This window comes from Microlunatus sp. M237 (assembly GCF_056896895.1).
The window spans coordinates 1,196,406-1,210,403 of record NZ_JBXHBL010000001.1; the positions used below are offsets into that span (position 1 = coordinate 1,196,406).

The window sequence follows — 13,998 nt, forward strand, 5'->3', positions numbered from 1 at the left end:
GCGCCGGGGAACCGGGGTGGTGGCACTAGGTTGCAGGAGTGCGGATCGCGGTAGCGAAGGAGCCCCAGCCGGGTGAGGCCAGAGTCGCGATGGTCCCGGACCTGGCGGCCCGCCTGGTGGCGGCCGGGCATGTGGTCAGCGTCCAGCCGGGGGCGGGCCTCGGCGCGCTGCACACCGATGCGGACTACCTGGCCGCCGGTGCGGACCTCGACGAGGAGCTGAGCAGGGCTGAGCTGGTGCTCAGCGTGCAACCGCTCGACGCCAACCAGCTGGATCGTCTGGCCCCCGGCACGGCGACGATCTCCTTCTTCGCCGCCAACCAGCGGCTCCACGAGGTGGCTCGACGGCGGGAGCGGCAGCTCAGCACCTTCGCCATGGAGTACGTCCCGAGGATCTCCCGTGCCCAGTCGATGGATGCCCTCACCTCGCAGTCGATGGTGGCCGGCTATCGCGCGGCCATCGTGGCGGCGGGCCGGCTGCGGCAGTTCTTCGGCCTGAGCATGACGGCGGCGGGTACGGTCCCGCCGGCGCAGGTGGTCGTGCTCGGCGCCGGTGTCGCCGGGCTGCAGGCCATCGCCACCGCCCGCCGGCTGGGCGCGGTGGTCAAGGGCTACGACGTCCGCTCCGCCGCGGCCGAGGAGATCCGCTCCCTGGGCGCGATCGCGATCGACCTCGAGCTGCCCACGCTGGAGGGCGCCGGCGGCTACGCCCGGGAGATGAGCGAGGAGCGTGCGGCGCTGCAGCGGGAGCGCCTCACCCCCTATCTGGCCGCCGCCGACGCGTTGATCACCACCGCGTCGGTCCCCGGCCGACGGGCGCCGATCCTGGTCACCACCGCGATGGTCGAGCAGATGCGGCCCGGCTCGGTGGTCGTCGACATCGCCGCGGACTCCGGCGGAAACGTGGAGGGAGTGCGGGCCGGTCAGGTGGTCCGGGTGGGGGCCGCACAGGTGTGGGGTGGCGCCAACGTGCCCAGTCAGATGCCTGCCCCGGCCAGCCGTCTCTATGCCCAGAACGTCTTGGCGGTGATCGAGCTGCTCACCACCGATGGCGCCTTCACCCCCGACTTCACCGACGAGATCGTGGCCGCGATGTGCATCACCCACGCCGGGGACGTACCGCACCACGCGACTCGGGACCTGCTCACCGGCGGAAGGCAGGAATCATGAGCGAGGGCATGGTCTGGCTGACCATCTTCGTGCTGGCGGTGTTCGTCGGCATCGAGGTGATCTCCAAGGTCTCCTCCATCCTGCACACGCCCCTGATGTCGGGCGCCAACGCCATCCACGGCGTCATCCTGGTCGGTGCGGTGCTGGTCGCCGGCTCGGCCGACTCCACCGGGGTGCTCGCTCTCAGCTTGGCCGCGGTGGTTCTCGCCTCCATCAACCTGGCCGGCGGCTTCGTGGTCACCGACCGGATGCTGCAGATGTTCTCCGGCCGCCGACGGCCGGCGAAGGACCGGCCTGGAGTCGACCGATGAGTGGCGTGGTGCCGCAGCTGGCGTACCTGGTCGCTGCGGTCTGCTTCATCCTCGCTCTCAAGGGCCTGTCCCATCCCCGAACCGCCCGACGCGGCAACCTCGTCGGTGCACTCGGCGCGGTGCTGGCGTGTGTCACGGTCTTTCTCAGCGCGGACCTGCGCCACCTGGTTCCGATCCTGATCGCTATCGCTGCCGGAACAGCTATCGGGGTGGTCGGTGCCTACCGGGTCCGGATGACCCAGATGCCGCAACTGGTGGCGCTGTTCAACGGCGTGGGCGGTGGCGCGGCCGCGATCGTGGCGCTGGTCGAGCTGCACCACGCCACAGGCCCGGGCAGCAGCGGCGCACTGGTCGAGCTGCTGGCCAGCGCCTTCACCATCGTCGTCGGAGCCGTCAGCTTCGCCGGCTCGGTCGTCACCTTCGCCAAGCTGCAGGAGCTGATGACGACCCGGCCGGTGGTGTTCCTCGGCTATCCGGTGGCGTACGCCGGGGTGATGGTGATCGCCGTGGCGGTGGCCGCCACGTTGCTGTTCATCCCGTCGCTGGCGCTGGGGCTGCTGCTGGCTGCGGTCGGCCTCGCCCTCGGCGTGCTGCTGGTGCTGCCGGTCGGCGGCGCGGACGTGCCGATCGTGATCTCGCTGCTGAACGCCTTCACCGGCCTTGCCGTGGCGGCCAGCGGCTACGTGCTCGGCAACCCGATGCTGCTGGTCGCCGGCACCCTGGTCGGGGCGGCCGGCACCCTGCTCACCCGGATGATGGCCGCCGCCATGGGCCGCTCGCTGGTCAGCACGCTGTTCGGTGCGCTCAAGGGCGGGTCCACCCTCGGGGCGCTCACCGCGAGCGAACGACCGGTGAAGTCGGCGTCCCCGGACGACGTGGCCATCCTGCTCGGCTACGCGGACCGGGTGATCATCGTTCCCGGCTACGGGCTGGCGGTCGCCCAGGCCCAGCACACCCTGGCCCAGCTGGTCGACGTGCTGCTGGAGCGCGGCACCCGGGTGGACTACGCCATCCACCCGGTGGCCGGGCGGATGCCCGGTCACATGAACGTGCTGCTGGCCGAGGCCCAGGTGCCGTACGAACAGCTCAAGGAGATGTCGGAGATCGACGCGGAGTTTACCCGGACCGACGTGGTCTTGGTCGTCGGGGCCAACGACGTTGTCAACCCGGCCGCGGAGACGACGCCGAGCGCGCCGATCTATGGCATGCCGATCCTGCACGCCAACCGGGCGCGGCAGGTGGTCTTCCTCAAGCGGTCGATGCGACCCGGGTTCGCCGGCATCGAGAACGAGCTGCTGTTCGAGCCGACGACCACGTTGTTGTTCGGGGACGCCAAAGACACGATGGCCAAGCTGCTGGCCGCGGTGAAAGCACTCTGACTGCGCCCGCCACCGTCGTAGCGCCAGCAGCCAGGCCTGAGGTCATCGCTTTCGAGAGAAGCGCTCCTCTCGTTCAGCCGGCGTCAAGAGCTCGAGCTCGGCCAGCACCTCGGGCGGGTAGGAGGTGACGACGTCGGCGGAGAACGGTGACACGACCGAGTGCACAACGTTGCCGCGAAACACTTCCACCAGCGAGAACGAGTGGTCGCGATCCGTCCCGATGAACTCTCGCGGGCCCCATAGCGGGTCGATGGTGTAGCACGTCGCCGACGCTACGGACACGGGGATCCCGGCGATGGTCCCGAAGGTCGGATAGTGCAGGTGACCGGCCAGCACTGCCCGGACGTCGGTTCCGGCGAGAACCCGCGCCAGCCGATCCACGTCGCGAAGCTCGACGATCCCCATCACCCGGACCGGAGTGGGAAGCGGTGGATGATGCAGCGCGAGGATCGTGCCATCGGGCGACGGCACCGCGAGCTCGTTGGCCAACCACTCGAGCTGATCATCATCGAGCGCGCCATGGTGATAGCCGGGCACCGAGCTGTCGAGGGCAATCAGACGAAGTCCTTTGACCCTCACGACCCGATCCTGGGACCGGACCTCCGATTCCTGATAGAGGCGCTCGGCGAACGGTGACCGCTCATCGTGGTTTCCCATCACCCACAGCAGCTCGGCGCCGAGTCGACCGGCCAGCGGCTCCAGCAGCCGAGCAGCGCGGTCATAGGCGTCGGGCTCGCCCAGGTCGGCGATATCCCCCGTCACGACGATGGCGTCGGCACTTTCCACCAGCTCCGAGATGCGAGCGACCGCCGCCACCAGCGCTCGGTCGGTATCCACCACGCCGAACTGCAGCCGCCGTTCAGCCAGGAAGTGCAGGTCACTGAGGTGCAGGATCTTGTAGGTCGGTTCGGGGTGCTGTCCGAACTGCTTCACGTAGGTTCCATTCGGTCGCTGGTGGACGGGAGCGACCCCGTCGGCGAAGCCGAGCGGAACCGCTGCGGCGATCCTGTCATCAACCCGCGGATCGCAGCGGCAGCGCCGCGCAGCCGACTCGCGCCGCGATCAAGAGCCCCGGCCGAACCGCGACGCTCGCTCCCGCGTCCGCCCTGATGCGTACGGCGCTACGTCGAGATGCGTAGCGACGTGTCATCTAGGGACCGATGTGCGCGCTCCCGTGGGCCCCCAGGGTTGACGGCGTGACGACATTCGGCGCCAGCCCGAATCCTGCCGGGAACCGTTCGAACCGCAAAGAAAGCTTTGCAAATGTTTCTTTGTGATCTAGTCTCGGATCATGTCCGAGCCATCGAGCCCGCCCCGGAGCGTCCAGGTCACCGCCGAGAACCTGAAAGGTCTGGCCCATCCACTGCGGACCCGCATCCTCGGGCTGCTACGGATCGAGGGTCCGGCCACCGCGACGATGCTGGCCGAGCGGCTGGGACTGACCAGCGGCGCGCTGAGCTATCACCTGCGCCAGCTCGAGCGCTACGGATTCATCGAGGACGACCAGAGCCGCGGCAACCGTCGGGACAGGTGGTGGAAGGCGGCGCACGAGATGACGAGCTTCGCCACCCTCCGCGACGATCCGGACCTCACCGATGAGGCGGACAGCATGACCGAGCAGCTGGCAGCCCGGTCGATCGAGCGACTGGCCAGCGCGGCCCGGGCGCAGCGCCACTGGCCCACCGAGTGGCGCGAAGCCTTCGACGTCTCGGATCTGGTGCTGGACCTCACCGCCGCGGAGGCGCGCCAGCTCAGCGAGGACCTGAGCCACCTGGTCGAGCGCTATCGGCGCCACGATCCCGCGGCCGAGCTCGAGCCGGGACGACTGCCGTACCTGCTGCAATACCAGGGATTCCTGCTGGACGGGGACTAGTGAGCAGCCGTACGCCCCTGGTCAGCCTGCTGGTGGTGATAGGTGTGGCCAATATCGGCATCCGCGTCTCCGCCATCGCCATCCCCTGGTTCGTGCTCACCAGCACCGGATCGGCCGCCCAGACCGGGCTGGTCGCGGCCTTCGAGCTGGGGCCGTACGTGGTCGCGAAGGCCCTCGGCGGTCCGATCGTCGACCGCCTCGGGCAGCGACGGGTCAGCATCGTCGCCGACGTGACCAGCGCGGTGCTGATCGGCCTCATCCCGATCTGCCACGTCGTCGGTGCTTTGAACCTCCCACTGCTGCTGATGCTCGTCGCCCTCGCCGGCGCTCTGCGAGGTCCTGGTGACAACGCCAAGGACACCTGCGTGCCACTGGTGGCAGAAGCCGCCAACACCCCACTGTCCCGAGTGACCGGCCTGTTCGGGGCGGTCGAGCGCAGCTCGGGTCTGATCGGGCCCGCACTGGCTGCGGGGATGATCGCGGCGTTCAGCCCCACCGGCGCGATCGCTGCCACCGCCGTCTGCTTCGGGCTCAGCGCCGTTGTGGTGTTGGTGGGCCTGCCGCGCTCCCTCGGCACCCCTGCAGTGGTCGATGCGTCCGCCCCGACCACCGGCTATCTGCAGCAGCTGCGCGAAGGCCTGACCTTCCTGCTGGCCGACCGCCTGTTGGTCACCTTGGCGGCGATGATCCTGGTCACGAACCTTCTCGACACCGGCAAGACCGCGGTGTTGCTGCCGGTGTGGGCGAACAACGGGGGCCACGGCGTCGGCGCCATCAGCCTGCTGCTGACCTGTTTCGCCACCTGCTCGGTGCTCAGTTCGCTGATCGCCAGCTGGATCGGGCACCGGCTGCCGCGTCGGCTCACCTACTTCACGGCGTTCTTCATTGCCGGTCCCCCGCCGTTCGTGGTGCTCGGTCTCGATCTCCCGCTCTGGGTGGTCACTGTCGCCTACGCCGTCGGCGGATTCGCCTCCGGCTTCCTCAACCCGATGCTGAGCGCCATCCTGTTCGAACGGATCCCCCGTCCACTGCTGGGGCGGGTGGGCGGCCTGGTGGATGCGGTGGCCTGGTCGGGCATGCCCTTCGGCGGGCTCGTCGCCGCCGCCTTGATCGCCCTCACCGGCCTATCGCCGGCCTTCTTCGTCTTCGCCGGCTGCTATCTCCTCGCGACCCTGTTGCCCGCGCTGGTCGGCCGGGCCTCCTTCGACCCGCCAGAGGAGAACCCCACCGCGGAGCGGGCCCCCAACCCGGCTCAGCCCGACAGCCCGGGCAGCACGACAGCCACCACCAGCCCTAGGACCGGCGCCGCCACCAGCCCGAAGGCCAAGGCGTAGACGGCGCACGACAGCATCCGCAGCCGACGGTCCTGGGGCTGGCTCAGCCGCTGCACCCGGGCCACCGTGGTGTCGCCGCCGGCCCCCAGCGCGGCCACCGGCACCGGGGAACCGGCCATCCGGACCAGCGCCCGCGCCAGCGGCAGCGGACCCGTCCGCCGGCGGGCGGCGTCATCAGCCAGCATCTCCACCAGCAGCCGGCACTGCACCGACGGGATCTCGGAGCGGACCACGATCGGGAAGGCGCGGTGCAGGGCCAAGAACGCGTCCAGGACCAGGTCGTGCCGGGCCCGGACGTGCGCGGTCTCGTGCTCCAGCACCGCGGCCAGCTCGTCTCGCGACAGCGCCGACAGGGTTCCCTCGCTCAGCACCACCCGGGACTCACGCAGGCCGGGCAGACAGTAGGCGACCGGCAGCTGCTCGGACAAGATGCGCAGGCCGGACAGCGGTGACGTCTCGTCGATCTGGCCGAGCAGGTCAACCGCTGCGCGGTGCCGACGACGACGAGCAGTGGTGGTGTGCGCGACCGTGACCAGTGACCAGGCCAGCCGGAGGACGACCGTGACGGTGAAGAGCAGGATCAGTCCGTACAGCACCAGCTCGAGCAGCGGCAACGCGGCGAGCGGCTGGGTCGGGTCGACCTGGGAGGCGACGATCAGCACCCCGGCTCCGATCACCGACACCAGCGCCGCGACCGAGCCGGCCTGCCACAGCACCACGGCGGCCCGCGGCACCCGGTGGAGGAAGCGCCACCGGGCGACCCACAGCGGTCCGGGACCGATCAGGACCAAGGCGCCGAGACCCAGCGCCAGCGCAATCATGAACTGGGGGCGACAACCGAGCCGGTGCCACGGACATCGACCCGGGCAGCGGTCGGGGCGGCTTCGAGTCGAGCCAGCGCCATCCGCATCGCCTCCGCCTCCTCGGTGCTGATCCGGTCCACGAAGGCCACCAGAGCGGCCGTGCGATGGGCCTGGTCGCCCTCCAGAGCGGTGTGCATCACCTCGGCCACCAGCTCTTCCCGCGTCTGCGCCGGGGCATAGCGATAGGCCCGCCCATCACGCTCACGCAGCACTAGACCCTTCTTCGCCAACCGGTCCAGCACGGTCATCACGGTGGTGTACGCCAGCGCACGGTCCCGGGTGAGGGCCAGATGCACCTCGCGGACTGACTGCGATCCCGACGCCCCCGACCCCGCCCACAGCTGCTCCATCACGCTGCGCTCCAGGTCACCCAGGCTGTTCACGCCGCCATTGTGCCCTACGACGTGATACGTACTACACCGATCAGTACTACGTGACTGAGTACGACGTTCCGTAGTAGGTTCTGAGGGTGACTTCAGGAGAGCCTCGATGAGTGCCGAATCGCTTGCCCGCTGGCAGTTTGCCATCACCACCGTGTATCACTTCTTCTTCGTGCCGGTGACCCTGAGCCTCGCGCCGTTGGTGGCGGGGCTGCAGACCGCCTGGGTCCGCACGGGCAACGAGAAATACCTGAAGCTGACCAAGTTCTTCGGCAAGCTGTTCTTGATCAACTTTGCCCTGGGTGTCGTCACCGGCATCGTCCAGGAGTTCCAGTTCGGGATGAACTGGAGCGAGTACTCCCGCTTCGTGGGCGACATCTTCGGGGCGCCGCTGGCGCTGGAGAGCCTGCTCGCGTTCTTCCTCGAGTCCACCTTCTTGGGCATCTGGATCTTCGGCTGGGACCGGCTCCCGAAGAAGCTGCACCTGGCCATGATCTGGCTGGCCGCGCTCGGCTCGACCTTGAGCGCCTACTTCATCCTGGCCGCCAACTCCTGGATGCAGAACCCGGTCGGGTTCACCTACAACGCCGAGCGTGGCCGCGCCGAGCTGACCGACTTCGTGGCCGTGCTCACCAACCCGGTCGTCCTCATCACCTACCCGCACCAGCTCTTCGCCAGCTTCATGGTCGGCGGGGCCTTCTTGGCCGCGGTCGCCGGCTGGCACCTGTTGCGGCCCGAACGCGCCGACGACACCGCCGAGTCCACCCCGGCGGCCGACACGATCGAAGGCGGCCCAGCGGTCACCGGCGCGGTCGAGGGCGGCACCGCCGCGGCGGCGCCGACGACTTCCACCGCGGACCGGGCAGCCTTCCGCACCGCGCTCAAGCTCGGCGCGGTCACCCTGCTGGTCGCCGCGCTCGGCGTGATCGTCACCGGTGACCTCCAGGGCAAGGTGATGACGCAGGTGCAGCCGATGAAGATGGCGGCAGCAGAGGCGCTGTACGACACCGAGCAGCCGGCATCCTTCTCGGTGATCACCATCGGGACCCCCGACGGGCAGCGAGAGCTGTGGTCCATCAAGATCCCGCACCTGCTGTCCTATCTGTCCACCGGTGACCCGGACGGGCGGGTGCTGGGGATCCGCGAGCTGCAGGCGTCGTACGAGGCGACCTACGGCCCCGGCACCTACAGCCCCTACATTCCGCTCACCTACTGGTCGTTCCGCTGGATGATCGCGCTCGGCGCCGCCGGCACCGTGCTCGGAGCCTTCCTGCTGTGGTCAGTGCGTGGCGGTCGCCAGCTGCGGGGCCGGTGGTGGCGCCCGGCGCTGATCGCCCTGCCGCTGCTCCCCCTGTTCGCCAACTCCGTGGGCTGGATCTTCACCGAGACCGGCCGCCAGCCGTGGCTGGTCTTCGGGCTGCTGCCGACCGCCACCGGGGTGTCGCCCGGGACCACCATCGCCGAGGTGCTCACCTCGATGACCACCTTCACCCTGCTGTACGGCGTCCTCGCCGTGGTGGAGGTGAAGCTGATGCTGAAGTACATCAGCGCTGGTCTTCCGGACGTCACCCCGCGACCCGTCGACGAGGACGAGGACGCCCCGCTCGAGTTCGCGTACTGAGGAGTCTGACCCATGGAACTCACCACCGTCTGGTTCGCCCTCATCGCCTTCATGTGGATCGGCTACTTCGTCTTGGAGGGCTTCGACTTCGGGGTCGGCATGCTGCTGCACGTGCTCGGCCGTAACGACCGGGAGCGGCGGGTCGTCGTCAACACGATCGGCCCGCACTTCGACGGAAACGAAGTGTGGCTGATCACCGCCGGTGCGGCGACCTTCGCCGCGTTCCCGGAGTGGTACGCCACCTTGTTCAGCGGCTTCTATCTCCCGCTGCTGATCATCCTGGTCGCGCTGATCGTGCGACTGGTGGCCATCGACTACCGCAGCAAGCGGACCGAGCTGGCGTGGCGACAGCGCTGGGACCTGGCCATCACGGTCAGCTCGGCCATCCCGGCCCTGCTGTGGGGGGTGGCCTTCGGCAATATCCTCCGTGGCGTCCCGATCGACGCCGACTTCAACTACGTCGGCGGCTTCTTCAATCTGCTCAACCCCTTCGCACTGCTCACCGGTCTGGTCACCTTGACCCTCTTCCTCACCCATGGCGCGGTGTTCGTCGCCCTCAAGACCGACGGCGTCGTCCGGGTCCGCGCCAACGCCTTCGCCGCCCGGATCGGCGTGGTCGCCGCCGTGCTGACCGTGGCGCTGGCCCTGTGGCTGAACCTGGACCACGGATCGATGATCACCTACGTCACCAGCGCTGTGGCCGCGGTCGGTCTGCTGGGGGCGCTCGCCGCGAACCGTGTCGGCCGTGAGGGCTGGGCGTTCCTCGGAACGGCTACCTGCATCGCGTTCCTCTTCCTCACCGCCTTCCTGGCGCTCTTCCCGAACGTGATGCCGAGCAGCCTGGACCCGGCCTGGAACCTGACGACGACCAACGCGTCGTCCACCCCCTACACCTTGAAGATCATGACCTGGGCCGCCGCGATCTTCACTCCGCTGGTCGTCGCCTATCAGGCATGGACGTACTGGGTGTTCCGCCGTCGGCTCAGCATCAGCTCGATCCGCGACGACGTGCTCCACCCCGAGCCGGCAGCCCGGTGACGACGCCACCCGTCGAGCACACCGGACAGGCGGGGCTGACCGAGGAGGCCGGGCAGGCGGGGCAAACCGCGCAGGCGGAGCAGACCGGGCACACCGGGCGGACGGGGCCGATCGACCCACGCCTGTGGCGCCGAGCGGCGGCCACCCGGCGCTATCTGATCGGCGCAACGGTGGTCGGCACCGTCACTGCCATCCTCGTCGTGGCGCAGGCCTGGCTGCTGTCCCGAGCCATCGCCGGCGTGTTCGACAGCCGGATGCCCGACCCGGCTCTGGCCGCGGTCCCCGCGCTGATCGCCGTCTTCGCCGCCCGTGCCGTGCTCAGCTGGCTCAGCAGCGTTCTCGCGCATCGGGCGTCGGCCGCCGTCAAGTCCCAGCTGCGGGTCGACATCCTTTCCGCCCGCTTGCAGGCCCCGACCGCACCGGCCACCTCGGCCTCCCTGGTCAACCTGGTGACCCAGGGACTGGACGCCCTCGACGGGTACTTCGCCCGCTATCTGCCGCAGCTGGTGCTCGCCGCCACGGTGCCGCTCGTCGTGGGGGTGGCGATTCTCAGCCGGGACTGGATCTCCGCCGTCATTGTCGCCCTCACTCTGCCGCTGATCCCCATCTTCATGATCTTGGTTGGCTGGACGACCCAGACCCTGGTGGCCCGGCGCTGGCGGGTGCAGTCCCGACTCGGCCACCACTTCGCCGACCTGGTCGCCGGGCTGCCCACGCTGCAGGTCTTCGGCCGCGCCCGGGCCCAGGCAGAGGGCCTGCGCCGCACCGGTGAGGCGCACCGTCGCGAGACGATGGCTGCCCTCCGGGTGTCTTTCCTGTCGGCCTTGGTGCTCGAGCTGCTGGCCACGTTGTCAGTGGCGGTCGTTGCCGTGGGCATCGGTCTGCGAGTGGTCGAAGGCCACCTGGACCTGGCCACCGCGCTCTTCGTGCTGATTCTCGCCCCCGAGGCCTATCTCCCGCTGCGGCAGGTCGGTACGCACTATCACGACTCCGCCGACGGGATGGCCGCCGCCGAACAGGCCTTCACCCTGATCGATGCCGGCACCCGCCCCGAGGCAGCCGGAGCCCAGCGGTCGGCAATGCCGGTTCCCGATCTGGCGACCAGCACCGTGGAGCTCGTCGGTGTCGGCTACCGACACCCCGGGAGCGAGCTGGACAGTCTCGCCGGGCTGGACCTCACCATCCGTCCCGGGGAGATGGTGGCGCTGGCCGGGCCGAGCGGCTCGGGCAAGTCCACCGCCCTGTCCCTGCTGCTGGGACTGGCGCAGCCCACCGCCGGCCGGGTGCTCGTCGGAGGCCACGACCTCGCCGACCTGGATCCCGACCAGTGGCGGACCCGGCTCGCCTGGGTCCCGCAGCAGCCGGCCCTGCTCCAGGGCACGGTGGGCAGCAACGTCGCGCTCGGCGCACCCGACGCCCCCCCACACCGGGTCCGCGAGGCGCTGGACCGCGCCGGCGCGCCCCGGCTGGACCTCGACCAGGTGGTGCAGGCCGGCACCGAAGGACTGTCCGCCGGCGAGATCCGCCGGGTGGCTCTGGCCCGCGCGCTGCTACGGGTGCAGTGCGGGGGCGGCCAGCTGCTGGTCGTCGACGAGCCGACCGCCGGCCTGGACGCCGACAGCGAGGCTGTGGCGGTCGCCGGCCTGCGCCGGTTGGGGGTCAGCGCGGTGGTGGTCAGTCACCGATCCGCCGTCCTCGACGCCGCGGACCGCGTGGTCGCACTCGGCGCAACGGCGGTCGCACGATGATCGACCGTCGCCTCGCCGGCGCCATCGCCTTGAGCACAGCCTCGTCCGCCGCCGGCGTCGCCTTGATGGCCTCCTCCGCCTGGCTGCTGTCCCGGGCCGCCGAGCACCCGCCGGTGTTGTTCTTGATGATCGCGATCGTCGGCGTCCGCGCCTTCGGGCTCGGCCGTGGCGTGTTCCGCTATCTCGAGCGGCTGGTCGGGCACGACGTCGCACTGCGCCGCCAGGCCGCGCTGCGGGTCGAGGTCTTCGAGGCGCTGGCCCGCGGCACCTGGGTGGGTCGGCGCGGCGGTGACCTGCTGTCTCGGGTGGTCAACGACGTCTCTGCCGCCCAGGACCGGGTTGTGCGGGTGATCGTCCCGCTGGCGTCCGCAGGGCTGGTCGCCGTCGGCACCACCCTGCTGCTCACCATCATCTGGCCACCGGCCGGTGTCCTCATCCTGGCGGCGACGCTGCTGGGCGCCGTCTTGGTGCCGTGGTGGGCGGGGCGGCTGTCCGCGGCCGCCGACCGGTCGCTGGCGCCGCTGCGCGGTGAGCTGGCTGAGGTCATCTCCCAGGCCCACGCGGCCGCACCGGATCTGTGGGCGTACGGAGGCTCAGAGGTTCTGCTGGACCGCGTCCGGACCGCCGACGCCGCGCTGCGCCGAGCCGAGCAGCGCGCCGCCACGGTCGCCGGGCTGGCCGGCGCCGCCCAGCTGCTCACCACGGGCGCGGCGGTCCTGGCCGGGCTGCTGACCGCTGCCTTCGCCGTGGCTGACGGCGAGCTGGCCCCGGTCCAGGTGGCGGTGCTGGCGCTGACGCCGCTCGCGCTGCACGAGATCGTCGTCGGCCTGCCGGCGGCGGTGGCCGCTCGCAACCGGACGCGCGCTGCCCTCCGCCGCGTCGACGAGCTGCTCCGAGCCGAGCCGATCGGCTCCGGCGACAGGTCGGTGGCTCCGGCCGGTGACGTCGGCGCTGTCGACCTCGACGACGTCGAGCTCGGCTGGCCCGGCGGTCCGACCGTGGTGGAACACCTCGATCTGCAGCTGCGCGCGGGCGAGCGAGTGGGCCTGGTCGGGCCGAGCGGATCCGGGAAGACGACGGTCGCCGCCGCCATTCTCGGCCTGTTGCCCGCCCGGGCGGGGTCGGTGCGCGTTCGTGGCGGCGTCGGCTATCTGGCCCAAGATGCGCATCTCTTCGACACCACCATCGCGGAGAACCTGCGGATCGGCGACAAGACCGCGACCGATGCCGCCTGCGAAGACGTCCTGCGACGGGTCGGTCTGGATCTCCCCCTCGATCGGCTGGTCGGCGAGCACGGCAGCCGGCTGTCCGGCGGGGAGGCCCAGCGGATCGCGCTGGCCCGCTTGCTGCTCCGCCGCGACGCGGTGGTTGTGCTCGACGAGCCGACCGAGCACCTGGACCGTTCCACCGCCGACGCCCTGCTGGACGACCTGTTGGCCCTGACCTCCGACGCGGCCGTGCTGGTGATCAGTCACGACCCGACGCTGCTCGCCCGGTGCGACCGCGTGCTGCGGCTTGACCCGCGCAGCCCGTACGCAGACCCGATGCCAGGTTCGGCGGTTCCGATCACCGTGGGCTAGCGAGCCGGCGATGGCGGCTGTCGGGAAAGTCCAAGACCGGACGGCGTGACGGTTTCTAGCGTGGGTCCATGACCAAAACCAGCGAAGCCATCAGCCCGGACTCCAGCACGCAGGCGAACGATCATGCCGTCGGCGTCACCGGACAGCACACCACGCACGGCATCCCGCACGGCTACTCGGCCATAACGCCGTTCATCGTGGTCACCGAAGCCGCCCGCGCGCTCGACTTCTACGTCGAGGTCTTCGGCGCCCGGGTGGTCGACGTGACCCGAGCCGGCGAGCTGGTGGCCCACGCCGTGCTCGACTTCCACGGCCACGGTGTCCTCCAGCTCGGCGACGCCATGCCGGATTACCACCTCGTCCCCCCACCCGGCGGTGGCGACGCCTGCTATTCGCTGGGGCTCTACTGCGACGATGCCGACGCGGTCGTCGCCCGGGCGGAGGCCGCCGGCGCCACCGTGCGGGAACCGCTGACGACGTTCGTCTCGGGCGACCGTTTCGCGAGCATCCTCGATCCCTTCGGCGTCCGTTGGTCGGTCATGTGCCGCGTCGAGGACCTGTCGGAGGAGGAGAGCAACGAGCGGGTACGTCAGTGGGCTGCGGAGAGCTTCGGTTCGTGACCGTCCCGGTCCGCAGGTCCGAGTCACCGGGCGGTGCTGGATGGGTGGCGATCGCGTGACCGCCACCCCCCGAGCCCGCACG

Annotated in this window: 13 protein-coding genes; 10 read left to right on the forward strand and 3 right to left on the reverse strand. The window is 70.2% G+C overall.

The window, feature by feature from the left end; genetic code table 11:
- Nucleotides 1-38: 38 nt before the first annotated feature.
- Genes AC1XX3_RS05730 through AC1XX3_RS05740 form a run of 3 tightly spaced genes read left to right on the forward strand, consistent with a single transcriptional unit; the run spans nt 39 to nt 2,859 of the window.
- Nucleotides 39-1,169, forward strand: a complete 1,131-nt coding sequence (locus AC1XX3_RS05730; protein WP_483320102.1) for an NAD(P) transhydrogenase subunit alpha — start codon at nt 39-41, stop codon at nt 1,167-1,169.
- A complete protein-coding gene (locus AC1XX3_RS05735) occupies nt 1,166-1,480 on the forward strand; it encodes an NAD(P) transhydrogenase subunit alpha part 2 (RefSeq protein WP_483320103.1) in 315 nt (104 codons plus the stop codon). The genes AC1XX3_RS05730 and AC1XX3_RS05735 overlap by 4 nt, the downstream gene beginning before the upstream one ends.
- Entirely contained in the window at nt 1,477-2,859 is a 1,383-nt protein-coding gene (locus tag AC1XX3_RS05740; protein ID WP_483320104.1) for an NAD(P)(+) transhydrogenase (Re/Si-specific) subunit beta, read from the forward strand. Before AC1XX3_RS05735 ends, AC1XX3_RS05740 begins: the two co-directional genes overlap by 4 nt.
- Nucleotides 2,860-2,901: 42 nt before the next feature.
- On the opposite strand, the gene AC1XX3_RS05745 is transcribed toward AC1XX3_RS05740, so the two are convergent.
- Nucleotides 2,902-3,792, reverse strand: coding sequence for a phosphodiesterase (locus AC1XX3_RS05745; protein ID WP_483320105.1), 891 nt, complete (start codon nt 3,790-3,792; stop codon nt 2,902-2,904).
- A gap of 358 nt (nt 3,793-4,150) precedes the next feature.
- Between AC1XX3_RS05745 and AC1XX3_RS05750 the strand changes: the two genes are divergently transcribed.
- Together AC1XX3_RS05750 and AC1XX3_RS05755 are read left to right on the forward strand one after the other, a co-directional pair.
- Nucleotides 4,151-4,732, forward strand: a complete 582-nt coding sequence (locus AC1XX3_RS05750; protein WP_483320106.1) for an ArsR/SmtB family transcription factor — start codon at nt 4,151-4,153, stop codon at nt 4,730-4,732.
- A complete protein-coding gene (locus AC1XX3_RS05755; RefSeq protein ID WP_483320107.1) occupies nt 4,732-6,066 on the forward strand; it encodes an MFS transporter in 1,335 nt (444 codons plus the stop codon). Before AC1XX3_RS05750 ends, AC1XX3_RS05755 begins: the two co-directional genes overlap by 1 nt.
- Here the strand turns inward: AC1XX3_RS05755 and AC1XX3_RS05760 are convergent.
- Both AC1XX3_RS05760 and AC1XX3_RS05765 read right to left on the reverse strand, forming a co-directional pair.
- Nucleotides 5,985-6,887, reverse strand: a complete 903-nt coding sequence (locus AC1XX3_RS05760; protein ID WP_483320108.1) for a M56 family metallopeptidase — start codon at nt 6,885-6,887, stop codon at nt 5,985-5,987. The two genes, AC1XX3_RS05755 and AC1XX3_RS05760, sit on opposite strands and share 82 nt — an antisense overlap.
- A complete protein-coding gene (locus tag AC1XX3_RS05765; RefSeq protein ID WP_483320109.1) occupies nt 6,884-7,312 on the reverse strand; it encodes a BlaI/MecI/CopY family transcriptional regulator in 429 nt (142 codons plus the stop codon). Before AC1XX3_RS05765 ends, AC1XX3_RS05760 begins: the two co-directional genes overlap by 4 nt.
- Nucleotides 7,313-7,418: 106 nt before the next feature.
- Here AC1XX3_RS05765 and AC1XX3_RS05770 point away from each other — a divergent pair, with 106 nt between their 5' ends.
- From AC1XX3_RS05770 to AC1XX3_RS05790, 5 genes are all read left to right on the forward strand, one after another.
- Nucleotides 7,419-8,930 (forward strand): cytochrome ubiquinol oxidase subunit I, encoded by a 1,512-nt coding sequence (locus AC1XX3_RS05770; protein WP_483320110.1) that lies wholly within the window; start codon nt 7,419-7,421, stop codon nt 8,928-8,930.
- A gap of 12 nt (nt 8,931-8,942) precedes the next feature.
- Entirely contained in the window at nt 8,943-9,968 is a 1,026-nt protein-coding gene (cydB, locus tag AC1XX3_RS05775; RefSeq protein WP_483320111.1) for a cytochrome d ubiquinol oxidase subunit II, read from the forward strand.
- Between the two features lie 158 nt (nt 9,969-10,126).
- Nucleotides 10,127-11,716 (forward strand): thiol reductant ABC exporter subunit CydD, encoded by a 1,590-nt coding sequence (gene cydD / locus AC1XX3_RS05780; RefSeq protein WP_483320220.1) that lies wholly within the window; start codon nt 10,127-10,129, stop codon nt 11,714-11,716.
- Nucleotides 11,713-13,296: a thiol reductant ABC exporter subunit CydC gene (gene cydC, locus AC1XX3_RS05785; RefSeq protein WP_483320112.1), complete on the forward strand. Its 1,584-nt coding sequence runs from the start codon at nt 11,713-11,715 to the stop codon at nt 13,294-13,296. The genes cydD and cydC overlap by 4 nt, the downstream gene beginning before the upstream one ends.
- A 68-nt stretch (nt 13,297-13,364) precedes the next feature.
- Nucleotides 13,365-13,916 carry a VOC family protein gene (locus AC1XX3_RS05790; RefSeq protein WP_483320113.1) on the forward strand — a complete coding sequence of 184 codons (552 nt, stop codon included), beginning with the start codon at nt 13,365-13,367 and terminating at the stop codon, nt 13,914-13,916.
- Nucleotides 13,917-13,998: the final 82 nt, after the last annotated feature.